Consider the following 22,700-nt stretch of genomic DNA (forward strand, 5'->3'; position numbering starts at 1 on the left):
ACGGGCCCGGATCGGCTCCCGCCGCCATAAGCTGTAGCGGTGCCGGACGACGACGGACATCTCGCCACGACCATCTACATCGCCTCCCCCGAGGGAGACACCGGGAAATCGACCATCGCCCTCGGCATCCTGCACCGGCTCACCGCCATGGTGGCTCGCGTCGGGGTGTTCCGGCCGATCACCCGGCTCGGCGAACGCCGCGACTACATTCTCGAGCTGTTGCTGGCGCATTCGACCGCCGGGTTGGCCTACGAGGAGTGCGTGGGCGTCGACTACCAGCGGCTGCACGAGGACCCCGACGGGGCCATCGCCGATATCGTCGCGCGGTTCCACCGGATGGCTGCGCAATGCGATGCGGTGCTCGTCGTCGGCAGCGACTACACCGACGTCGCCACCCCCAGCGAGCTGTCGGTCAATGCCCGCATCGCCGCCAACCTCGGGGCACCCGTCGTGCTGGCGGTGCGGGCCGGCGGCCGCACGCACGCGGAGGTAGCCCAGGTGGCCGAGCTGTGCCTGGCCGAGATCAGCGCCCAGCATGCCTACACCGCCGCGATCGTCGCCAACCGCTGCGCCCCGGAGCAGATGTCGGCGGTGGCCGCCGAGCTGTCCCGGCTGACCCCGAAATCCTATGTGCTGCCCGAAGAACCGTTCCTCGTCGCGCCGTCGGTCGGTGATCTGCAGCGGGCCGTCGCGGGAACGCTGATCAAGGGTGACGAAGCGCTGCTCGGCCGCGAAGCGATCGGTGTGCTGGTCGCCGGGATGACGGCCGAGCACGTGCTCGAGCGGCTGCGGGAGGGCATGGCGGTGATCACCCCGGGCGACCGTTCCGATGTGGTGCTCGCTGTGATGAGCGCCCATGCGGCGGAGAACTTCCCGTCGTTGTCCACGGTGATCCTCAACGGTGGGCTGCCGCTGCATCCGTCCATCGCGGCCCTGGTCGACGGCCTGGGTCTGCGGCTGCCGATCATCGCCACCGACCTGGGGACCTTCGACACGGCCAGTGCGGCGGCCACCGCCCGCGGGCGGGTGACCGTGACTTCCCGGCGCAAGATCGACACCGCGCTGGCGCTGATGGACCGGCACGTCGACACTGCGGATCTCCTTGCCCAGCTTGCCATTCCGATCCCGACCGTCACCACCCCGCAGATGTTCGAGTTCCAGCTGTTGGAGCGGGCCCGGGCCGACCGCAAACGGATCGTGTTGCCCGAGGGAGACGACGACCGCATTCTCGAGGCGGCCGGGCGGCTCCTGCGCCGCGAGGTGGCGGACCTGACCATCCTGGGCGACGAGGCCGCCATCCGGGCCCGTGCCGCCGAACTGGGCGTCGACCTGGCCGCGGCCACCGTGCTCAACCCGCGCACCTCCGATCTGTGCGACCGGTTCGCCGAGCAGTACGCCGAGATGCGCAAGAAGAAGGGCGTCACTCACGAGCAGGCCCGCGAGATCATCCATGACGTCTCGTATTTCGGCACGATGCTGGTGCACAACGACATCGTCGACGGCATGGTGTCGGGTGCGGCGCACACCACCGCGCACACGGTGCGCCCGGCGTTCGAGATCATTCGCACCCGGCCCGACGTGTCGACGGTGTCCAGCATCTTCCTGATGTGCCTGGCCGATCGCGTACTGGCCTACGGCGACTGCGCGATCGTCCCGGATCCCACCTCCGAGCAGTTGGCCGACATCGCGATCAGTTCGGCACGTACGGCCGCGCAGTTCGGCATCGAACCGCGGGTGGCGATGCTGTCTTATTCGACGGGCAGTTCGGGTACCGGCGCCGACGTCGACAAGGTCCGTGCCGCAACCGATCTGGTCCGCCAGCGGGCCCCCGAGCTGTTGGTGGAGGGCCCGATCCAGTACGACGCCGCGGTCGAGCCGTCCGTCGCGATCACCAAGATGCCCGACTCGCCGGTGGCCGGCCGTGCCACCGTGCTGATCTTCCCCGACCTCAACACCGGCAACAACACCTACAAGGCGGTGCAGCGCAGCGCCGGGGCGGTCGCGATCGGTCCGGTGCTCCAGGGCCTGAACAAACCGGTGAACGACCTGTCCCGGGGAGCGCTGGTGGCCGATATCGTCAATACGGTGGCCATCACGGCGATCCAGGCCCAGGAGGACTGAGCAGTGCAACGTACCGTCCTGGTGCTCAACTCGGGTTCGTCGTCACTGAAATACAGTATGGTGCAACCGGATCCGGGGATCTCGGTGGCGCATGGGATCGTCGAGAAGATCGGCAGCGATCATGCGCTGGCAACGCTGGAGTTCGGCGGGCTGAAGATCGGCCGGGAGCGGCGGATCGCCGACCACGACGATGCGCTGCGACTGACCTTCGAGATGTTCGCCGAGGCGGGCGGCCACCTCGAGACGCTGGGGCTGGTGGCGGTCGGGCACCGCGTGGTGCACGGCGGCCGTGAGTTCTACCGTCCGACGGTCATCGATGATGCCCTGATCGCGCGGCTGAATGAACTGGCTCCCCTTGCGCCCCTGCATAATCCGCCCGGTGTACTCGGGATCGAGGTGGCCCGCCGAATCCTGCCGGATCTGCCGCACATCGCGGTGTTCGACACGGCGTTCTTCCATGATCTGCCGGCAGCGGCGGCCACCTATGCGATCGACCGCGAAACCGCCGAAGCGTGGGGCGTGCGCCGGTACGGCTTCCACGGCACGTCACATCAGTACGTCAGCGAGCGGGCCGCCGAATTCCTGGGCGCCGATCCCGCCGGCATCAGCCAGATCGTGCTGCACCTGGGCAACGGCGCATCGGCATCGGCCATCGTCGGCGGGCGTCCTGTCGACACCTCCATGGGCATGACGCCGATGGAGGGGCTGGTGATGGGGACGCGCAGCGGGGACGTCGACCCCGGCATCATCTTCTACCTGGCGCGCACGGCCGCAATGGCCACCGAGGACATCGAGAACATGCTGAACCGGCGCTCCGGAGTGTACGGCCTGGCCGGCCACAACGACTTCCGCGAGTTGCACAAGCTCATCGAGAGCGGTGACGCGGCAGCCCGATTGGCCTATGACGTGTACATCCACCGGCTACGCAAGTACATCGGCGCGTACCTGGCGGTACTGGGCAATACCGATGTCATCTCGTTCACCGCCGGGGTGGGCGAGAACGACGCGACGGTGCGCCGGGATGCGCTCACGGGACTGGCACCGCTGGGGATCGAGCTCGACGAGCACCTCAACGAGAGCCCCGGCAAGGGGCCGCGGGTGATCTCCGCGGAGAATTCGCCGATCACCGTGCTGGTGATGCCGACGAACGAGGAGCTGGCGATCGCCCGGGCGTGCGTGGACGTGCTCGCCTGAGTGTGCGGTCGCCCTGCCCCCGCGAGCGTCCACATTTGTACATTTCCCCGCGGCGTGTTGCGTACCAACACGGGCGCTCGCGGGAAAGGGGGCGGTCAGAAGGTGCTCATCGGGCGGACCGTGTTGGCCATGTCGACCAACGCGTACCGGTGCGCCTGCGTGGGTGCGACCCGGGCGAGGGCCCGCAGTGACGCCTCGACCCCGAGTTGTAATCCGTGCTGGGTGAACGGGAATCCCAGGATGTGGTTGCCCGACGCCTCGTGATCGGCGATCCAGTCCAGCGCGGTGCCCAGCACCAGGGCGCGCAGCTGCAGTACCCGCGGCTCGTTGCTGGGCAGTGCCTCCACCCGGCGAGCCGCCTCGCGTAATTGCTGCTCGGTCACCTCGCTGATCGACCGGCCGGACAGCAGGGTCACCGCGCTGGTCAGCCGGGCGGTGGTGAAATGCCGTGAGGACGCCGGCACTTCGTCCAGGGTGCGCACCGCATCCTCCCGCTCGCCGAGCGCGGACTGCGCGCGCGCCAACCCGAACGCGGCCGAGACGACACCGTTGTCGGTGTGCCACACCGTGCGGTAGAACGGCTCCTCGGCGGTGCTGCTGGCCAGTTCGGCGGTGGCCGCCAGAGCCAGCTTGGGCGCCAGCTCGCCGGGCAGATGGTCGAGTACCTCGGTGAAATGCTTTGTGGCCGAGTCGAAATCGGCGGTCAGTAGGTCGGAGACCGCACGGAACCAGATCAGCCGCCAACGCCAGCCGACCCGTTCGGCCAGGTCGTCGAGCTTACGAGTCGCCTTGGCGACGTCGCCGAGGTCCAGCAGCGCGCGGACCTCCATCAGCGGCAGCTCGACCGACTCGCTGAGATCCTCGCCCTCGGAGTCCAGGGTCCCGTGCCGGGCGGCGCGCAACGAGTCCAGCGTCTGGATCGGCTGGGACAGTACGGTGGCGCTCAACACGTTCGCGCCCACGTCGTTGGGGTCGACCAGCGGCACCGGGAGCGCGCTGACGATCTCGGCCGCGGTCAGCTTCTCCGAGTGCGGCCGGCCGTCGAGGTAGACGTCGGTGTGCGCGACCAGCAGATCGACGCCGAATATCGAACGCGACCTGCTGAACACGGTGGACAGGCCCGGCCGCGGGGTGTCGGTGTCCTGCGACACCACCTCGCGGAGCACACCGAGCAACTGACCCGACATCTCATCGGCCGTGCGGAACCGCCGGCGCGGATCGGGGTCGATCGCGCGCCGCACCAGCCGCCCGAAACTGTCGTACTGGCGCAGCACCGGATCGTCGTCGGGCAGGCCGTCGACGTAGCGCCCCTTGTGGGTGCGCAGTTTCAGGGTCAGCGCGGCGAGCGTGCGACCGACCGTATAGATGTCGGTGGCCACGGTGGGGCCGGTGCGGACGATCTCCGGCGCCTGGTAACCCGGTGTGCCGTAGAGATATCCGAACGAGTTGATCCGGGACACCGCACCGAGGTCGATGAGCTTGAGCTGCTCCTCGGTGAGCATGATGTTGTCGGGTTTGAGGTCGTTGTAGCACAGGCCGATGGAATGCAGGTAGCCCAGCGCCGGCAGGATCTCGAGCATGTAGGCGATCGCCTGCGCCACCGGAAGACGTTGATTGCCGGCCTGTTTGAGCGATGTACCACCGACGTACTCCATCACGATGTAGCCGACCGGCTCGCCGTGGGAGTCCGGGTGCTCGACGAAGTTGAAGATCTTGACGATCGACGGGTGGGCGACCTCGGCGAGGAACTGACGCTCTGCCATCGCGATGGCCTGCGCCTCGGCGTCGCCGGAATGCACCAGACCCTTGAGCACCACCGGCCGCTCGTTGACGTTGTGGTCGACCGCCAGGTAGATCCAGCCCAGGCCGCCGTGCGCGATGCAGCCCTTGATCTCGTACTGGTCGGCCACCATGTCACCGGGGCCCAGCTGCGGCAGGAACGAGTAGGCGCTGCCGCAGTAGGGGCACCAGCCTTCCGACAGCGCGCCGCCGTCGGTGCTCGAGCGGCCCACGGGCTTCCCGCAGTTCCAGCAGAACCTCTTCGATTCGGCCACAACGGGATTGGTCATCAGGGCGGCGAGCGGGTCGATCTCGGGCACCCGGGGGATCTCGACCAGTCCGCCGCCGAGCCGTCGGGCCGGCGAGACGGCCCGGGTGACCGCGGTGGCGCGGTCCTCCGGCTCGGTGCCCAGGCTGGGCAGTGAAATCCCGTCGTCATCGTCGAACGACGGCCGGTACACCGCCTGGGTGGCCATCGGCCGCATCGTGGACGCCGTGTCGAACTCGACCTCGGCGGGCTGGGTGCCGGGATCGCCGTCCTCGACGGGGTGCTCTGGTCGCGTGGGTTCGGTCATAGCCGGTCCGAATACCGTGCGATCGGGGGCGCCGGCACCGGCCCCAGGACGGATAACCACTTGCGGTACAACCCCGCCCAGGTTCCGTCGGCGCGGATGCGGGCCAGCGTGCCGTTGACGAACCGGACCAGGCCGGTGTTGGTGAGGTTGACGCCGATCCCGTACGGCTCCTGGCTCATGGTCGGACCCACGATGTGCAGGTACGGATCCTGGGACACCAGCCCGGCCAGGATCGTGTCATCGGTGGAAACCGCGTCGACCTGACGCTGCTGGATCGCGACCAGGCAGTCGGCCCAGGTGACCACCGAGATGATGATCGGGGCCGGGTTGATCCGCAGCACCCGATCGAGCGAGGTAGTGCCCGGTACCACGCAGACCCGCCGCCCGGACAGGTCCGATGCGGAGGTGATCGGCGAATCCCGGGGCGCCAGAATACGTTGGTAGGCAGTCAGATACACCGTCGAGAAATTGACCAGCTCGCGCCGTTCGCAGGTGATGGTCATGGTCTTCGCGACGATGTCCACCTGGTTGTTCTGCAGGGCACTGATGCGGTCGGCGGAGGACAGGATGCGGTACTCCACCTGGGTGGGGTTGCCGAAGATGTCGCGGGCGACCTCGCCGGCGATGTCGACGTCGAACCCGGCGATCTGGCCGGTGATCGGATCCCGGAACGAGAACAGGTTGCTGCCGATGTCCAGACCGACGATGAGCCGTCCGCGGTTGCGGATGTTCTCCACCGCCTTGGTGGCCTGCGCGGGGTCGGGGAACGGGCGCAGGCTGGCGGTGCGGTCGCAGTCGTCGTCGGGGTCCTGCTGGGACGTCCGCTGGGGCTGCACCTCTGTCATCCCCGCCGGGGTGGGCGGCGGCAGCGTCAGTCCGGGTGGCGTCGACGGCGGCGCGGTCTGCCCGCAGCCGGCCAGCAACACCGCGACCGCAGCCAGCGCGCCGCAGAGTCGCGACGCATGAAAAATGCTGTGCCTCATCGGTACTCGCTCATCCGCGGCCACAGGCCCAGCGCGACGGCCAGCGCGGCGCTCAGGGAGAGCACCACGCCACCCACGGTGGCGCCCGACAACACCCGGCGGGCGTTGACGATGTCGGAGCGCAGTTGCTCGCGGCTGACCCGGATGCCCTCGTTCAGTGCCTGCTCGAGTTTGTCGAACGCGGGGGTGGAGTCGTCCTCGCCCGTCCCCAGCGCCACCTGGGTGGCCGCTTGGTAGTTACCCACGGAGATGTAGGCGTTGATCCGTTCATCGGCCGCGCGCCACTTCGACAGCAAGGTCTCGGCGTCGCCCAGCGCGGCACGCTCGGCGGATCGGTTGCTGTCCAGGAACGATGAAAGTTGTTGCTGCATGGTGTCGATGCGCTGGTAGTAGGACTGCTTGCGAACGGTCTCGTCGCCCCGACGGATCAGTGACAGTGTCTCGTCGGCCCGGGCCTGCTGGGCGGTGATCGCCAGGTTGGTGATGGTCTTGAGCGAGTCCGCGGAGGTGTCCTGCGCCTTGCGGCTGGTTCCGGTGGACACCGCCAGCACCGTGCCCACCCAGACCACCATCACCATGATCGCCAGGCCGCCGGCCACCAGCCCGACGTTCACGCGCCGCCGGGTCCGGCGGGCCAGCCAGCGGTGTGCGAACAACCCGAACACGACGGTGCTGGCCAGTACCAGGATGACCGGCGCCGGCATCCTGGTCGACGCCGTGGTTTCCGACTCGACGCGCGCAGAGGTCTGCTGATAGAGCAGCTGCGCGTCGGGCAGGATGGTCTCCTGCATCAGCGCCGACGCTTCGGCCAGGTACGACGAACCCACCGGGTTGCCCGCGCGGTTGTTCGTCCGGGCGGTCTCGATCAGTCCGGTGTAGACCGCCAGGTTGGCGTTGATCCGGCCGAGCAGCTCCTGCATCGGCTGGTCGGTCAGCCCGCCGGAGGCGCGGGTGAGGGCCAGTGCGGCGTCGGTGATCGACTGTTCGTAGCGCTGGCGGACCGGGCGGGGTTCGGCGCCGGCGATGAAGGCGGTGGCCGCGGCCGCGTCGGCGACCGACAACTTGGTGTACAGCTGCCCGGCCGCGAACGACAGCGGCTCGGTGTGGTCGAGCACAGTGGTCAGGGCCTGCTGGCGTTCGTTGACGGTCGTCGAGGTGGCCACGGCACTGATCACGCCGAGTGCGGCCAGGATGACCCCGATGGTGAGGATGCGGCCCGGGGTGGTCCACAGGAAAGCCCACCGGGGCTGCGTGACACCGGCCGGTGACCGGGACGCCAGCGGCTCGGTCGACGGGTGCGTCAGCTCAACCGTCACCTCTGCGGACCGCCTTCATCGGAAATGGGCTTCGAGATCAATTGATAAGTGAAGTCTAAGAGCATTCGTGTGACGCATGTGGCCAATCAGTGCGGGACTTCACCCGGTTACCACCCTGCGCCTTATCCTGAACCCGTGCATGGCGACGGAGACGGCTGGGTGATCGCCGAATCCGGTGCCCACTACTGGGGCCGGCACGGCGCCGCCGGTCTGTTACTGCGGGCGCTTCGCCCGGACGGCCGGGCCGCCGTCCTGCTGCAGCACCGCGCGCCGTGGAGTCATCAGGGCGGTACCTGGGCCTTGCCCGGCGGGGCCCGCGACAGTCATGAGACCGCCGAGCAGGCGGCGGTGCGCGAGGCGCACGAGGAGGCGGGGCTGCCCGCCGAGCACGTCCGCGTCCGCACCACCGTGGTGACCGCGGAGGTGGGTTCGGCCGACGGCGGGCCGTACTGGTCCTATACGACCGTCATCGCCGACGCCCCGGGTCTGCTGGAGACCGTCCCCAACCGGGAGAGCTCCGAATTGCGCTGGGTGGCCGAGGACGAGGTGGCCGACCTGCCGTTGCACCCCGGGTTCGCGGCCAGCTGGCAACACCTCCGCGCGGTGACGGCGACTATGCCGGTGCTGCCCGACGCAGTGCCGCCGCCAGCCGGGCAGCACTAGCCCCCGGATCCTCGGCGCCGGTGATCGCGCGGACCACCACCACGCGCGTCGCACCCGCATCGAGCACCTGCGCCAACCGGTCCTCGTCGATCCCGCCGATGGCGAACCACGGTTTGTCGGGCCGCAGCTGCGCGGTCGCGCGAACCAGGTCCAGGCCGGGCGCCGAACGGCCCGGCTTGGTGGGGGTCGGCCAGCACGGGCCGACACAGAAATAGTCGACCGCCTCGGCCGCCGCGTCGCGCATCTGGGCGGCATCGTGGGTGGACCGGCCCAGCACCGGATGCGCACCGACGATGTCACGCGCGATGTTCAGCGGCAGGTCGTCCTGTCCCAGGTGCAGGACGTCGGCGGTGACCGCGCGCGCGATGTCGGCCCGGTCGTTCACCGCGAACAACGCGCCATGGCGGCGGGCCGCGTCGGCAAGGACCTCCAGTGCGGCGATTTCCGGGCGGGCTTCCAGCGGGCCGAAGCGCTGCTCGCCGGGCGAGCCCTTGTCGCGGAGCTGGATGATGTCCACGCCGCCGGCCAGCGCGGCGTCGGCGAACTCGGCGAGGTCACCGCGCTCCCGGCGGGCGTCGGTGCACAGGTAGAGCCGGGCGGTGGCCAGCCGATCCAGTGGAAGCGTTTCCGGGCGTTGCACGAGCCGAGAGTAGCCGGTTGCGTAGGCTGGACCGGACATCACGGGAGCCCGGCGAACCGGGCTGAGAGTGGGCCTGGCGCAGGGGGCCCTGACCGTCGCACCTGATCCGGGTCATGCCGGCGAAGGGAGGCTACGAACAGTGGCACTCAGCCGCACGTTGGCCGTCATCGGCGGCGGCGTCATCGGACTCTCCGTCGCGCGCCGCGCCGCGCAGGACGGCTGGTCGGTGCGCGTGCACGACACCGGCGAGCGCGGCGCGTCCTGGGTGGCCGGCGGCATGATCGCTCCGCACAGCGAGGGCTGGCCCGGCGAGGAGGAGTTGCTGCGGATCGGGCTGGAATCGCTGGAGCTGTGGCACGGGACGTACCTGGCCGGTCTTCCGGACGGCATCGTGACCGCGCGCGAATCGCTGGTGGTCGCCGTCGACCGCGGCGACGCCCAGGACCTGCGCACGGTGGCCGACTGGCTGGCCGCGCAGGGTCACCCGGTGGCGGTGACGTCGTCCGCCCGCGATATCGAACCGCTTCTGGCGCAAGGGATTCGGCACGGCTTCCGATCGGTCACCGAGCTCGCGGTCGACAACCGGCTGCTCGTCGAGGCGCTGGGCGACGCGTGCGTCGAGCTGGGAGTGAGCTGGGCGGGTCCGGTTGCGCAGCTGACGGAGGTCGCGGCCGACGTGACGGTGATCGCCAACGGGATCGACGCGCCGGCCCTGTGGCCGGGCCTGCCGGTCCGCCCCGTCAAGGGTGAGGTGTTGCGGCTGCGCTGGCGCACCGGCTGTATGCCGGTGCCGCAGCGCGTCATTCGCGCCCGGGTCCATGGCCGGCAGGTGTACCTGGTGCCCCGCGCGGACGGCGTCGTGGTGGGCGCCACCCAGTACGAGCACGGCCGCGACACCGCTCCGGCGGTCAGTGGCGTGCGTGAACTGCTCGACGACGCCTGCGCGGTGTTGCCGTCGCTGGGGGAGTACGAGCTGGCCGAGTGCGCTGCCGGCCTGCGGCCGGGCACACCGGACAACCTGCCGATCGTGGGCCGGCTCGATGAACGGACGTTGGTGGCCACCGGCCACGGCCGGTCCGGATTCCTGTTGGCGCCGTGGACCGCGGGACGGGTCGCGGCCGAACTCGGTGTCGTGGCTGCGGGAGGAGTGCGCTGATGAAGATCCTGGTGAACGACGAAGAAATCGAGGTGGTCGATGACGTTACCGTGGCCGGCCTGGTCGCCGGACTGGGCTTCCCCGAGAAGGGCATCGCGGTGGCCGTCGATTGGGCGGTGATACCCCGATCGGAATGGGACACGTTGCTGCACGCCGGATCTCGTGTCGAGGTTGTGACGGCGGTGCAGGGTGGCTGAGTCGATGCTGACCATCGCGGGGCGCACCTTCGGTTCCCGGCTGATCCTCGGGACCGGCGGTGCGGCCAACCTGACCGTGCTCGAGGAGGCCCTGATCGCCTCCGGCACCGAACTGACCACGGTGGCCATGCGCCGGGTCGACGCCGCCGGCGGCACGGGTGTGCTCGATCTGCTGGCCCGGCTCAACATCACCCCGCTGCCCAATACGGCCGGGTGCCGCGGCGCCGCCGAGGCGGTGCTCACCGCGCAGCTGGCCCGGGAGGCGCTCGGGACGGACTGGGTCAAGCTCGAGGTGATCGCCGACGAACGCACACTGCTACCGGATGCCATCGAATTGGTCCGTGCCGCAGAGCAACTCGTCGACGATGGTTTCACGGTGCTGCCCTACACCACCGACGACCCGGTGTTGGCGCGTCGTCTCGAGGACGTCGGCTGCGCCGCGGTGATGCCGCTGGGGTCGCCCATCGGCACGGGCCTGGGCATCGCCAATCCGCACAACATCGAGATGATCGTCGCCGAGGCGGGTGTCCCGGTGATCCTCGACGCTGGTATCGGAACCGCCAGCGACGCCGCGCTGGCGATGGAATTAGGTTGCGCCGCAGTGCTTCTGGCCAGTGCCGTGACCCGGGCGGCCGATCCGCCGGCGATGGCCGCCGCGATGGCCTCGGCCGTGACCGCGGGCTGGCTGGCCCGCAACGCCGGCCGGATCCCGAAACGGTTCTGGGCGCAGGCGTCCAGCCCCGCACTGTGACACGTTATGTGGCGCTGGGCAGCTCGATGGCTGCCGGGCCGGGCATCACGCCGCGGGTGTCCGGATCACCGCGGCGCGCGGGCCGTTCGGCGCGCAACTACCCCGCCCTGGTGGCCGACGCGCTGGGGCTCGACCTGACCGACGTCACGTACTCCGGGGCCACCACCGACCACATCCTCAGCGAGTCCCAGAACGGGGCGCCGCCGCAGCTCGCGGCACTGTCGGGCGCGCCCGTGGAGCTGGTCACGATCACCATCGGGGGCAACGACGTCGGCTACGTCCCGATGCTGATGGCGGCGGGCCTGCCCGGGCCGCTGCGGCGCCTCGGGCCGATCCGGGACCTGCTGGACCCGGGTGCCCGGGACCAGGCCCTGGCCACGATCGGCGCCCGGCTGCGCGCCGTCGGCCGTGCGGTACGGGATCGGGCGCCGCAGGCGACGGTGTGCTTCGTCGACTATCTGACGCTGCTGCCGCCCCCGGGTGTGTCCGCGCGGCCGCTGTCCGATCGGCACGCCGACCTGGGTCGGCATATCGCGGACCGGCTGGCCGCCGAGACGGCGGCGGCAGCCGAGGAGACCGGCTGTGTGCTGGTGCCCGCCGCGGCGCTCAGCCGGGAGCATCACGCCTGGTCGGCCGTGCCCTGGACCGTCGGACCCGGGCTGCCCTGGCCGCGCCGGCCCGCGCCGCTGCACCCGAATGCCGCCGGGATGGCCGCGGTGGCCGATCTCGTCGTCGCCACCGTCGGGTGAACCACCCAAAACTCCATCTGCTCAGCGGCCACTGCGACAGAACGCGAGTGGAGTGCGCAGAGGGCGCTGAGCAGATCAGGTATGGGCCAGGCCGATGAGCTTGCGCACCGTGTTCAGGTTCCGCCCGGTGCCCTGCACCCCGAGGGCCTTCGCGATGGACTTGGCGTCCAGGTCGGACTTCCCGGCGCCGGCGTGGTAGCGGACATGCAGATCCGCGCCGATGACCTTGACCTCATCGCCGGAGTCGGCGGCTGCGACCTTGTCCTCGAAAGCCTTGACCGCCTTGGCCGTTGGCTTGCCCGTCAGGAAGTAGACGTAGGAGAACCGATCCTCGGCCACCTCGAACGGATGCGCGTCCAGGGCGGCCTGCAGCTGTGCCGGGGTGCGGCTGATCACTTCCCGGCGGTAGCCGTACTTGTCCTGGATCGCCTTCTCGAGCGCCCGGTCGAACGCGGTCGGGGCGCCCTTCGGGGTGCAGAGCAGATTGCCCGACGCGATGTAGGTCGACACGTCCGTGGCGCCGAGGTTCTCGGCCAGGGTGCGCAGCTCGCCCATCGGCAGCTTTGCGCCGCCGACGTTGACGGCCCGGATGAACACCACGCGGTTGGCTGCCATGGGCACAGTGTGCCCGCGCTCGGGTTTGCCCAACCGCGCAGGGGACCTACTACGGTGTTCGTGTGTCACTGATCCAGCGCCGGGCCGCCCAGCGCGTCGGCGCGGCGCTGCTCGCGGTGGTTCTGGTCGCCGGCGGTTGCACGCGCCATGTCGAATCGGCACAGGCCGTCGCGCCGGAGGCGCACGCCTTCGGCACCCACCTGCGGCAGCAGCTCACCGTCGACGCCATGATGGCGCACCTGCAGAAGCTCCAGGACATCGCCAACGCCAACAACAACACCCGCGCGATCGGCACCCCCGGGTACCAGGCCAGTGTCGACTATGTGTCGAAGTCCTTGCGGGACAAGGGCTTCGATGTGCAGACCCCGGAGTTCAAGGTTCGGATCTTCGATGCGAAACCCGGGACCGTCACCGTCGGCGCCGACACCTTCAAGGCCAACGGACTGATGTACAGCATCGGCACGCCGGCCGACGGGGTGACCGGGCCACTGGTGGCCGCTCCGGCCCGGGACGACTCACCGGGCTGCACGGCGTCGGACTACGACGGGCTGCCGGTGCGGGGTGCGGTGGTGCTCGTCGACCGGGGCGAATGCGAATTCGCCGAGAAGTTGAAGGTGGCCTCGGGGTTGGGCGTTGCGGCGCTCGTCGTCGCCGACAACGTCGAGCAACAGGAGATCCACGGGAATCTGGGGGAGACCACCGAGGTCAAGATTCCGGTCGTCGGTGTCACCAAGGCCGACGGCGCCACCCTGCGGGGCCGCACCGGCCCGGTGACGGTGCGGCTGCAGGTCGACGACCACGAGGTCCCCGTCCGCAGCGTGATCGCGCAGACGAAGACGGGCTCCACCGGCGATGTGGTGATGGCCGGGGCCCATCTGGACAGCGTGGAGGAGGGCCCGGGCATCAACGACAACGGGTCGGGGACGGCCGCACTGCTGGAAACCGCACTGCAGCTGGGGCCTTCGCCGCAGGTGCACAACGCCGTGCGATTCGCATTCTGGGGCGCCGAGGAACGCGGCCTGGTCGGCTCCGAGAAATACATCGAATCGCTGAACATCGACCAACTGCGCGACATCGCGCTGTACCTCAACTTCGACATGCTCGCCTCGCCCAACCCCGGATACTTCACGTACGACGGCGATCAGTCGACCAAGGTTCCCCGCGACGAGCGGGTGCCGCGGGTGCCCGAGGGGTCGCCCGCAATCGAGCGGCTGCTGGTGGCCTATCTCGACTCGGCCGGCAAGACCGCGCAGGACACCTCGTTCGACGGCCGCTCCGACTACGACGGGTTCACGCTGGCCGGCATCCCCGCCGGTGGGCTGTTCGCCGGCGCCGAGGAGAACATGAACCAGGAGCAGGCCAAGCTGTGGAACGGCCGGGCCGACCAGCCGTTCGACCCGAACTACCACAAGGCCACCGACACCATCGAGCACATCGACCGCACCGCGCTGGACATCCAGGGTGGCGGGGTCGGCTACGCCATCGGCTTCTACGCCACCGACGTCACCGGCCGCACGGGTGTGCCGCCGCGTGATGAACGGACCCGGCACGTGGTGGAACCCAAGTGAGGAGCAGCATGGATTCGTACCGCCGCGGAGATCTGACGTTCGACGTGCTCGACCGGGCCCCCACGGGCGACCCGGCCGCCCACCCGGTGGTTCTGCTGCACGGCTTCCCGCAGTTCAACACGCTGTGGGAGCCGGTGATGGATCGGCTCACCGAGGACGGTTACCGCTGCCTGGCGCCCAATCAGCGGGGCTATTCGCCGGGGGCCCGCCCGCCGCGCCGCCGGGACTACTCGTTCGACATCCTCGCCGAGGACGCCGTCGCGCTGATCGACGAAATCGGCGGTGGCCCAGTGCATCTCGTCGGACACGATCTGGGCGCGGCGGTCGCCTGGTACGTCGCGGCACGGGCGCCGGAAAAGGTGAAGTCGCTGTCGGTGCTGTCCGTGCCGCATCCGGCGTCGTTCAAGAAGGCACTGCTGAGCAGCCGGCAGGCGCTGTCGTCGTACTACATCTATCTCTTCCAGTTCGCGCGGCTGCCGGAATGGTGGATGACGCGTCGCGGCGGTCGGGGATTCGCACGTGCGCTCAGCGGCCACACCCGCGAACGGGCCATGCGCGATGTCCGCGCGATGATCGACACGGGAACACTGACCCCCGCCCTCAACTGGTACCGGGCCATGCCGGCCACCTTCGTCGGCCCGGAGCTGGGCCCGGTCGCCGCCCCGACCCTGATGATCTGGAGCGATGGTGACGTCATCGTCAAGGAGGACGGCATCCGCACCACGGGCCGTCACGTGACCGGGGACTACCGGCTCGAGATCATGCGGGGTGTCACGCACTGGATCGCCGACGAATGCCCGGACCGGCTGGCCGAACTCCTGGCGGATTGGTTCGCGGCACACGACGACTGAGCCGCACGGCGGGTCTCAGATGGCCGCGACCACCTGATCGCCACCCAGTCGTTTCGCCTCGTACATCGCGTCGTCGGCGCGCTCGAGCAGCCCGTCGAGGTGACCGCCGGTGCCCGACTCGGCGGTCGCGACACCGACGCTGGCGGTGACGGACGGTTCGGTGGTGGTCGCGATGGCGTTGCGGATGCGTTCGGCGACCGTGCTGGCCTCGGGCCGGGCCAGCACATCCACGACGAGGAACTCCTCACCGCCGAGCCGGGCCACCACCGCCGCGGTGGCCACGCAGTCCCGGATGCACTGGGCGGTGCAGACCAGAACGGCGTCCCCGGCAAGATGGCCGTGGGTGTCATTGACCGTCTTGAACCCGTCCAGGTCGATCCACAGGGCGCTGAGGGGACCTGTCGAACCCCCGTCGGCGACCATCCGGCGCGCGACCTCGTCGAGCCCGCGCCGATTGGTCAGCCCGGTCAACGGATCACTCAGCGAATCGACGAAGCTGCGCTGCATGATCCAGAAGCCGTAGTGCAGCAGCGGCAGCAGTCCGATGCTCACCACCAGAGCGATGCCGCCCTTGCTCACGGCGAACCAGACGCCGTCGTGGCCCTGCTGGATCGCCAGCCACGTCGACAGCGCGGTGATGGTCGCGATCACCAACAGGATGTGCCAGACATGCACCTTCGGCGTGTGGAAGAACGCGATGTACGCGCCCATCATCGCGAACAGGGGCGCACCCGCGAGCCCGGCCAGCGGGTCGCTGTTGAGCAGGACACCCATGGCGATGCCGAGGTCGCCGGCCGCCACGAGCAGGATGGACACCCGCGCGGACGGCCAATCCCAGTACCACCACCTGATGGTCCAGGCCACGGCGAGCAGGATGACGACGACCAACAGCACCCGCGCCGCCGGGTCCGAGTGGACGCGGGGCCCGAGGGACATCGCGGCGGCCAGCGCCGCCAGGAACGCGCCGACCACTGCCACGATCCGCTTCATGGAGCCCGACAGGCCACGCGCTTCCATGAACGAGACCAGCCAGCCGTACTCACCGGGGTCACGCCACCACCGTTTCAACGACACCCCGCCCGTGCCCGACATGGACCAATGATGCCCGACGTCGTCGCCGGCATTCCAGGACGACCGTAGGATCGCGCAATGCCGCTAGCCAACGGCGCGATATTCGCCGGGTACCGGATCCTCGGGTTGCTGGGCGCCGGAGGCATGGGTGAGGTGTATCTGGCCGAACACCCGCGACTGCCCCGCCGGGACGCCCTGAAGGTGCTCCCCGTGGAACTGTCGGCGAACCGGGAGTTCCGCGACCGGTTCAACCGGGAGGCCGATCTGGTCGCGGCGCTGTATCACCCGCACATCATCGGGGTGCATGACCGCGGCGACACCGACGGTCAGCTCTGGATATCGATGGATTTCATCGACGGACCCGATTCCGGGCGGCTGATGCGGGAGCGGTACCCCGGGGGAATCCCTCGCGCGCAGGTCGTGGAGATCGTCGCCGCAGTGTCGGACGCGCTGGACTACGCGCACCGGCAGGGCCTGCTGCATCGTGACATCAAGCCCGCCAACATCCTGCTCACCGACCCGTCCTCGGGTACCCGGCGAATCCTGTTGGCGGACTTCGGTATTGCACGCGCCATCAATGAGACCAGCGGGCTGACGGCGACCAACGTGGTGCTCGGGACGGTGACCTATGCCGCACCCGAGCAGCTCACCGGGCAACCGCTGGACGGCCGGGCCGACCAGTACGCGCTCGCCGCGACGGCGTATGAGTTGCGCACGGGCGCGGCGTTGTTCGCCGACGCCAACCCGGCCGTGGTGATCGGCCGGCATCTGAGTTCGCCACCGCCGCCGCTGAGCGCCCGGCGGCCCGACCTGGCGGACCTGGACCCGGTCCTGGCGCGGGCGCTCGCCAAGAATCCCGCCGACCGGTTCCGCACCTGCGCGGAATTCGCCCGGGCGCTCGCCGATCCTGCTGTCCTACAACCTGTTTCGCACCCCACGATAGCGAGCCCGGTCGCCCGGCCCCCGTTGAACCCGACCGCACCGATGCCCGTGGAGCCGCCCCGGCCCAGCGCCGGGCCGCCGGCGGTGCCCGGCCCCGTGCGCGCCGAGCCGACCACCTCGAAGCGCTGGCTGATCTCGGCCGCCGTCCTGGCGGTGCTGCTGTTCCTCATCGCGTTCGTGGTGTATCAGCGTCCCTGGGATGCCGGCGACTCCGCGGCCCCCGGACCCGTGACCACCTCGGCGGCCCCGACGACGACTACTACCTCTACGACGTCGACCTCGGTGCCGGCCGCGAACTTCGACGCGATGCGCGATCTGGTGCTGGCGGTGTACGGCGCCCTGCCCGGCGACCCGATGCTGGCCTGGAACATTTTCGATCCGAACTATCAGAACCGGGCCGGTCTGCAGGACTTCCTGGGCTTCTGGTCGACGGTGCGGTCGGTCACGGTGCTGGCGGTGACGCCGCGCGACGACCACAGCGTCACGGTGCGCCTGCGCTATGTGATGAACGACGGACGCGTGGACACCGAGGACCGGTGGCTCAGCGTGGTGCCGGCCGACGGCCGGCTGCGCGTGTACGACTCGGAGCGCATCGGCCCGGCCTGAGCCGGCGCGCGAAAAGATTTCCCAGAATCCGCTCGGGCAACGCTGCGCGCGGGGTTAGGGTCGGCCCCGGGGCAGCTGATCCGCGGTTCGGGGTGGAGGAGCGAGACGATGGTGTCTTCCCGGTACAGAGGATGTTCGCGATACATCGGGCATGTCGGCGCACTGGCGGTGGCCCTGGGTCTCGGTGGCGCGGTGATCACCGGCACCGGCGTCGCCTGGGCCTCCGAGGGCTCACCGGATGGCGCAGCTACCTCAGCGTCGGCGTCGGGGTCCTCGGCGGGGGCGCCGACGGCCCAGCCGGACAAGGCCGCACCGGCCGCGTCGCAGCAGTCCGAATCCGCCGACGACCCAGGGGCCGAACCCGCTGCCGACGATCCGGTCGATACGTCGAAATCCCAAGCGGCGCAGGAGGATAACGATCCGGCCGAGGGTGGCGGCCAGGAGAGCGGGCCGCTCACGAGGCCGGACCACAAGTGGTCCCGGGTGACGGCGGCCGACGAGCCCGATACCGATGAGCCGGCCAGCGAGATCCAGAAAGCCGGAGCCGCGGCCACACCGGCCGTCGAGAGGGCCGCGCCCCGGACCGCCGCCGTCGACCTCGTCGTCGACACCGTCAAGGATCTGGCCGATCCGTTCTCCGGCGGCACCCCCGCCACTCCGGCGGACTCACCGGCCCAGTGGGCCGAAGCGGCCGCGGCGCGGCGCGAAGTGGGCGACCCGTCGACCGGTCCGGTCACCACCGATGTGACGGTGACCCTCACCCAGCAGGTGATCACCGGCGCCGTCAACGCCAAGGACGTCAACCCGCAGAACACGCTGAGCTATGAGGTGGTCGGCAATCCCGACGTCGGCGGCAAGGTCGCCCTGGACCCGATCACGGGCACCTTCACGTTCCTGCCCGACGAGTCGGTGGTCAAGCAGCGCGGGACGGAGACCTTCCAGGTCAAGGTGTCCGAGCTGACCCCGATCGTCGCCGCTCTGCAGGCCCTGCCGGTGGTCGGCGACTGGGTCCAGCCGACGGTGGTGTTCCTGCGTGGGGTGCCCATTGTCGGGCAGCTGCTGGCACCGATCATCGGTGTGCAGATCGTGGTCCCCGTCGCGGTCAACATCCGCCACGTGGTGCCCTGGAACACCCCGGTCGCGTTCACCACCATGGTGAAGTCACCGGTCGACGGCGCCCTCATCAGCACGAACTTCTTCCCGGCCCTGGGCCTCACGAAGGGCCAGAAGGCGCCCACCATCTTCGACGGGCCGGGACTGTCACAGGCCGGGGACACCGATCCGTTCAGCACCGACGGCAACCGGGCGTACGACATCGCGACGTTCCGGGCCGCGGGCTACAACGTGGTCACCTGGGATCCGCGCGGTGAGCACGCCTCCGGGGGTGTGCTGAAGCTCGACAGCCCCGACTACGAGGCCCGGGACATGTCCGGGATCATCACGTGGCTGTCCCACCGCCCCGAGGCGCTGCTCGACGGTTGGAACGATCCGCGGATGGGCATGGTCGGCTTCTCCTACGGCGGCGGTATCCAATTGGTCACGGCCGCAACGGATCACCGCGTCGACGCGATCGTCCCGGGCATCGCCTGGCACACCCTCAACGAGTCGCTGTACCGGGACAACGCGTTCCGGACGGGCTATGCGGTCCTGCTGATGCTGGATCTGGTGGCCAGCGGCGCACGCGTCGACCCCGAGATCTATCCCGCGATCATCAGCGGCGCCCTGACCGGCACCCTGACCGCCGAACAGCAGGCCATCCTGTCCAGCAGCGGGCCGGGCGATCTGGTCAAGGACATCAAGGCGCCCACCCTGCTGTTGCAGGGCACCGTCGACGTCCTGTTCCCGTTGCAGCAGGCCATGATCAACGCCCAGCTGCTCGAGGCCGCGAATGTTCCGGTGAAGATGGTGTGGTTCTGCGGCGGCCACGGGGACTGCGAGACCCCGAACGACGACAACGCCGCCATTCTGGCCGCCACGATGGAATGGCTGGACCGGTGGGTCATGAAGAAGACCACCGTGGACACCGGGCCGAAGTTCGAGTGGATCGACCAGAACGGCCAGTACTGGTCGTCGGAGGTGCTGCCGACCGACACGACCTTCCACGGTGATTCGATTCCGCTGAGCGGCAGCGGCGGTGTGCTGCCGATCATCCCGCTGGTCGGGTCCGGTCCGTCCACCCACGTGGAATTCCCGTACTCGATCGGTGACGGCGAAGTGGCCAGCGTCGCCGTCAACGTCCCGATCGAGCCCGGTGTCGCCGCGCAGATCGTCGGCTCACCGACCCTGACGTTCAGCTACTCCGGTCTGGGCACCGCGACCCACATCTACGCGCAGCTGATCGACAACAACACCGGACTGGTGGTCGGCAATCTCGTCACGCCGGTCCCGGTCACCCTGGACGGCAAGCAGAACCGCGCGACGGTGTCGCTGGAGGCCATCGCCCAGACGATGTCCGCCACCGATTCGCTGACCCTGCAGCTGGTCGGATCCGCGACGGCCTACGCGAACCTGACCAGTTTCGGGGTCATCACCATCTCGGATGTCGAACTGTCGTTGCCGACGGTCGCGGCCGGCGTGGCTTCGCAGATGGGTGTGACGAGCACCCTGGCAGCCTACTCGGCCGCGTAGTCAGGAGCCCCGCGCAGCCCCGAGAGGGCGCGCATTCCGTGGTACACCAGGAGCGCCGCGATCGACCCCAGAGCGATGCCGGTGAACGTGAGATCGCCGATGTGCCAAGTGAAGTCGGCGATCCCGATGATCAGCGCCACGGCGGCGGTCATCTGGTTGACCGGCAGGGCGAAGTCGACGTTGTTGGTCATCCAGATCCGTACTCCCAGGATGCCGACCAGGCCGTAGAGCACGATCGTCGCACCGCCGAGCACGCCGTGCGGGATGGCCGAGATCGCGGCTCCGACCTTGGGGCACAACGACAATGCGATCGCGACGATGCCGGCCACCCAGTACGCGGCCGTCGAGTAGACCCGGGTGGCGGCCATGACACCGATGTTCTCGCCGTAGGTGGTCGTCGCCGAACCGCCGCCCAGTCCCGCCAGCACGGTGGCCACCCCGTCGGCCGCCAGCGCGCGGCCGGTCAGCGGATCGGTGTCGGTCCCGGTCATCTGCCCCACCGACTTGACGTGCCCGATGTTCTCGGCGACCAGGGCGATCACGGCCGGCAGGAACATCGGCAGCACGGCCAGGTCGAAGGTCGGGGTCTGGAAGTGTGGCAGCCCGACCCAGGCTGCCGACGCGATCCCGGAGGTGTCGACCTCACCGAGGATCAGTGCCAGCAGATAGCCCAGCACCACGGCCAGGAAGATCGCCAACCGGCCGAGCAACCCCCGGAAGAATGCCAGCGCGCCGACCAACAGCAGCAGTGTCACGAACCCGGCCAGTGGGCCCTGCTCGAAGTTGTTCTTGGCCGCCGGTGCCAGGTTGAAACCGATCAGGGCCACGATGGCGCCCGTCACCACCGGCGGCAGCACGAGGTCGATCCAGTGGGTGCCCACCAGATGTACGACGACACCGATGAGGATCAGGACGACGCCGACGGCCACCAGCCCGCCGAGCGCGCTACCGGCGCCGGCCGACGCGCTGGCCGCGAGCACCGGTGCGATCACCGCGAAACTGGACCCCAGGTAACTGGGCAGCCGATTGCCGGTGATGACCAGGAAGAGCAGCGTGCCGACACCGGAGAACAACAGCGTGGTGGCCGGCGGGAACCCGGTCAGCACGGGCACCAGGAACGTCGCCCCGAACATCGCGACCACGTGCTGGGCGCCCAGGCCGACGGTCCGGGGCCAGCTCAGCCGTTCGTGGGGAGCGACGACGGTATCGGCGCCGGCGTTGTTCGCGACCGGCGTCCAGTTCAGTGGGATCACGTCTGCGACTACACACCATGTCGGGCCCTCGCGCACGCGCAACGGCCGTGCCCTTTTCACCGGCGAGCGGCCGGGTCTGTACGCAACACGCCGTGTCGGTGCGTACCAACCCGGACGCTCGCCAGCTGATCAGGCGTCTAGTTCGCCGGTACTCCGTTGACCGCGACGATCGCGTCGACGACGGCCCGCGGATTGTCCAGTGCCACGAAGGTTCGCGCGCCGGACACTTCGGTGAAGGTGGCGTCGGGGAACAGGTCGGCCACGCGGCGGCCCAGTGCCGGGGTGAAGCAGCGGTCCGCGGTGCCCCACGCCAGGCGAACGGGTTTGGTGAATCGGCCCAGTCGGGGCGCCACGTCGGTGAGGTCGGTGCCGCCGATGCTGCGGGCCAGCGCGGCGAAGTCGCCGGCGATGCGGGAATCGGTACTGGCCGGCTGGATCCAGGACGCCGTGAGGGCCGGGTCCAGATTGTTCGCCAACAGACCGTAGCCCACCGGCGAATGGCGTAAAGCTCTGGGCGCCATCATCTTTCCCAGCAAGCGCACCACCGGGCCGGTTCGCATCAGCGCGAAGACGGCATTGAACGGGAAGGGCGGGAACTTGTCGAAGGCGTCGCAGTTGGTGAGCACCAGCCGGCCGATCCGGTCCGGTCGGGCGTCGATCAGGAACTGGCAGAGGCCGCCGCCGGTGTCATTGCCGACGAGCGTGACGTTGTCGAGGTTCAGTGCCGCGAGGAATTCGTCGATCAGGTCGGCCACCCGCTGCGGGGACAGAATGGCCCGGTCGTCGACCGGGATACGGTGCGCGCCCAGTGGCAGGTTCGGCAGGACGCAGCGGAATCCCTGGGCGGCGAGGGACTCCGCGACACCCGACCACAGCCGGGAGTCGACGAGCGCGCCGTGCACGAAGACCACCGGTGGGTGGGCGGAATCGGCGGGTCCGGACTCGCGGTACTCGATGGTCGCTCCTGGGAGCGCAATCTGCGGCATGTCGGATATCCTCTCGGCAGGACACTTACAAACACTCGGTATGAAAGTTACGTACA

The 22,700-nt window shown here is 69.4% G+C and carries 19 protein-coding genes; 11 read left to right on the plus strand and 8 right to left on the minus strand.

Translation table 11 applies throughout. The features are described 5' to 3' along the window. The first annotated feature begins 39 nt into the window (after positions 1 to 39). Together pta and U0R18_RS11830 are read left to right on the plus strand one after the other, a co-directional pair. A complete protein-coding gene (gene pta / locus U0R18_RS11825) occupies positions 40 to 2,121 on the plus strand; it encodes a phosphate acetyltransferase (protein ID WP_526368483.1) in 2,082 nt (693 codons plus the stop codon). 3 nt (positions 2,122 to 2,124) lie between these two features. Next, positions 2,125 to 3,315 (plus strand): acetate/propionate family kinase, encoded by a 1,191-nt coding sequence (locus U0R18_RS11830; RefSeq protein ID WP_526368485.1) that lies wholly within the window; start codon positions 2,125 to 2,127, stop codon positions 3,313 to 3,315. A gap of 95 nt (positions 3,316 to 3,410) precedes the next feature. Here the strand turns inward: U0R18_RS11830 and U0R18_RS11835 are convergent, their stop codons facing one another. Genes U0R18_RS11835 through glnX form a run of 3 tightly spaced genes read right to left on the minus strand, consistent with a single transcriptional unit; the run spans position 3,411 to position 7,968 of the window. After that, positions 3,411 to 5,669: a serine/threonine-protein kinase gene (locus U0R18_RS11835; RefSeq protein ID WP_526368487.1), complete on the minus strand. Its 2,259-nt coding sequence runs from the start codon at positions 5,667 to 5,669 to the stop codon at positions 3,411 to 3,413. Beyond that, a complete protein-coding gene (locus tag U0R18_RS11840; protein ID WP_526368489.1) occupies positions 5,666 to 6,652 on the minus strand; it encodes a glutamate ABC transporter substrate-binding protein in 987 nt (328 codons plus the stop codon). The genes U0R18_RS11835 and U0R18_RS11840 overlap by 4 nt, the downstream gene beginning before the upstream one ends. Beyond that, on the minus strand, positions 6,649 to 7,968 hold the full coding sequence (gene glnX, locus U0R18_RS11845) for a protein kinase G-activating protein GlnX (RefSeq protein ID WP_526368491.1): 1,320 nt from the start codon (positions 7,966 to 7,968) through the stop codon (positions 6,649 to 6,651). Before glnX ends, U0R18_RS11840 begins: the two co-directional genes overlap by 4 nt. Before the next feature lie 135 nt (positions 7,969 to 8,103). Here glnX and U0R18_RS11850 point away from each other — a divergent pair, with 135 nt between their 5' ends. After that, positions 8,104 to 8,631, plus strand: a complete 528-nt coding sequence (locus U0R18_RS11850; protein WP_526368493.1) for an NUDIX hydrolase — start codon at positions 8,104 to 8,106, stop codon at positions 8,629 to 8,631. On the opposite strand, the gene thiE is transcribed toward U0R18_RS11850, so the two are convergent. Then, on the minus strand, positions 8,582 to 9,310 hold the full coding sequence (gene thiE / locus U0R18_RS11855; protein ID WP_526368496.1) for a thiamine phosphate synthase: 729 nt from the start codon (positions 9,308 to 9,310) through the stop codon (positions 8,582 to 8,584). The genes U0R18_RS11850 and thiE overlap by 50 nt on opposite strands. Before the next feature lie 100 nt (positions 9,311 to 9,410). On the opposite strand from thiE, the gene thiO reads away from it, so the two are divergent. The 4 genes from thiO to U0R18_RS11875 are packed head-to-tail and all read left to right on the plus strand — an operon-like array spanning position 9,411 to position 12,124. Beyond that, entirely contained in the window at positions 9,411 to 10,427 is a 1,017-nt protein-coding gene (gene thiO / locus U0R18_RS11860) for a glycine oxidase ThiO (protein ID WP_526368498.1), read from the plus strand. After that, a complete protein-coding gene (thiS, locus tag U0R18_RS11865) occupies positions 10,427 to 10,624 on the plus strand; it encodes a sulfur carrier protein ThiS (RefSeq protein ID WP_526368500.1) in 198 nt (65 codons plus the stop codon). Before thiO ends, thiS begins: the two co-directional genes overlap by 1 nt. Continuing rightward, complete coding sequence (locus U0R18_RS11870) at positions 10,617 to 11,375, plus strand: thiazole synthase (protein WP_526368502.1); 759 nt, start codon at positions 10,617 to 10,619, stop codon at positions 11,373 to 11,375. Before thiS ends, U0R18_RS11870 begins: the two co-directional genes overlap by 8 nt. Next, positions 11,372 to 12,124 carry an SGNH/GDSL hydrolase family protein gene (locus U0R18_RS11875; protein WP_526368504.1) on the plus strand — a complete coding sequence of 251 codons (753 nt, stop codon included), beginning with the start codon at positions 11,372 to 11,374 and terminating at the stop codon, positions 12,122 to 12,124. The genes U0R18_RS11870 and U0R18_RS11875 overlap by 4 nt, the downstream gene beginning before the upstream one ends. Positions 12,125 to 12,199: 75 nt before the next feature. Here U0R18_RS11875 and U0R18_RS11880 read toward each other — a convergent pair whose 3' ends face one another. Beyond that, positions 12,200 to 12,739 carry a DUF1697 domain-containing protein gene (locus U0R18_RS11880; protein ID WP_526368506.1) on the minus strand — a complete coding sequence of 180 codons (540 nt, stop codon included), beginning with the start codon at positions 12,737 to 12,739 and terminating at the stop codon, positions 12,200 to 12,202. Positions 12,740 to 12,807: 68 nt separating this feature from the next. Here U0R18_RS11880 and U0R18_RS11885 point away from each other — a divergent pair, with 68 nt between their 5' ends. Together U0R18_RS11885 and U0R18_RS11890 are read left to right on the plus strand one after the other, a co-directional pair. Continuing rightward, the gene (locus tag U0R18_RS11885; RefSeq protein ID WP_526369483.1) at positions 12,808 to 14,307 is read left to right on the plus strand and encodes a M28 family metallopeptidase; all 1,500 of its coding nucleotides are present in this window, start codon (positions 12,808 to 12,810) and stop codon (positions 14,305 to 14,307) included. Between the two features lie 8 nt (positions 14,308 to 14,315). After that, complete coding sequence (locus U0R18_RS11890) at positions 14,316 to 15,158, plus strand: alpha/beta fold hydrolase (RefSeq protein ID WP_526368508.1); 843 nt, start codon at positions 14,316 to 14,318, stop codon at positions 15,156 to 15,158. A 15-nt stretch (positions 15,159 to 15,173) separates the two neighbouring features. Here the strand turns inward: U0R18_RS11890 and U0R18_RS11895 are convergent, their stop codons facing one another. After that, entirely contained in the window at positions 15,174 to 16,250 is a 1,077-nt protein-coding gene (locus U0R18_RS11895; protein ID WP_526368510.1) for a GGDEF domain-containing protein, read from the minus strand. A 57-nt stretch (positions 16,251 to 16,307) separates the two neighbouring features. On the opposite strand from U0R18_RS11895, the gene U0R18_RS11900 reads away from it, so the two are divergent. Beyond that, positions 16,308 to 17,777, plus strand: a complete 1,470-nt coding sequence (locus U0R18_RS11900) for a serine/threonine-protein kinase (RefSeq protein ID WP_526368512.1) — start codon at positions 16,308 to 16,310, stop codon at positions 17,775 to 17,777. Between the two features lie 108 nt (positions 17,778 to 17,885). Next, positions 17,886 to 20,405 (plus strand): alpha/beta hydrolase family protein, encoded by a 2,520-nt coding sequence (locus U0R18_RS11905; protein WP_526368514.1) that lies wholly within the window; start codon positions 17,886 to 17,888, stop codon positions 20,403 to 20,405. Here U0R18_RS11905 and U0R18_RS11910 read toward each other — a convergent pair. Next, positions 20,390 to 21,658, minus strand: coding sequence for a uracil-xanthine permease family protein (locus tag U0R18_RS11910; RefSeq protein ID WP_526368517.1), 1,269 nt, complete (start codon positions 21,656 to 21,658; stop codon positions 20,390 to 20,392). The genes U0R18_RS11905 and U0R18_RS11910 overlap by 16 nt on opposite strands. 137 nt (positions 21,659 to 21,795) lie before the next feature. Beyond that, positions 21,796 to 22,644: an alpha/beta fold hydrolase gene (locus U0R18_RS11915; protein WP_526368519.1), complete on the minus strand. Its 849-nt coding sequence runs from the start codon at positions 22,642 to 22,644 to the stop codon at positions 21,796 to 21,798. Between the last annotated feature and the right edge of the window lie 56 nt (positions 22,645 to 22,700).

The organism is Mycobacterium sp. (genome assembly GCF_046330795.1).
GTDB lineage: Bacteria > Actinomycetota > Actinomycetes > Mycobacteriales > Mycobacteriaceae > Mycobacterium.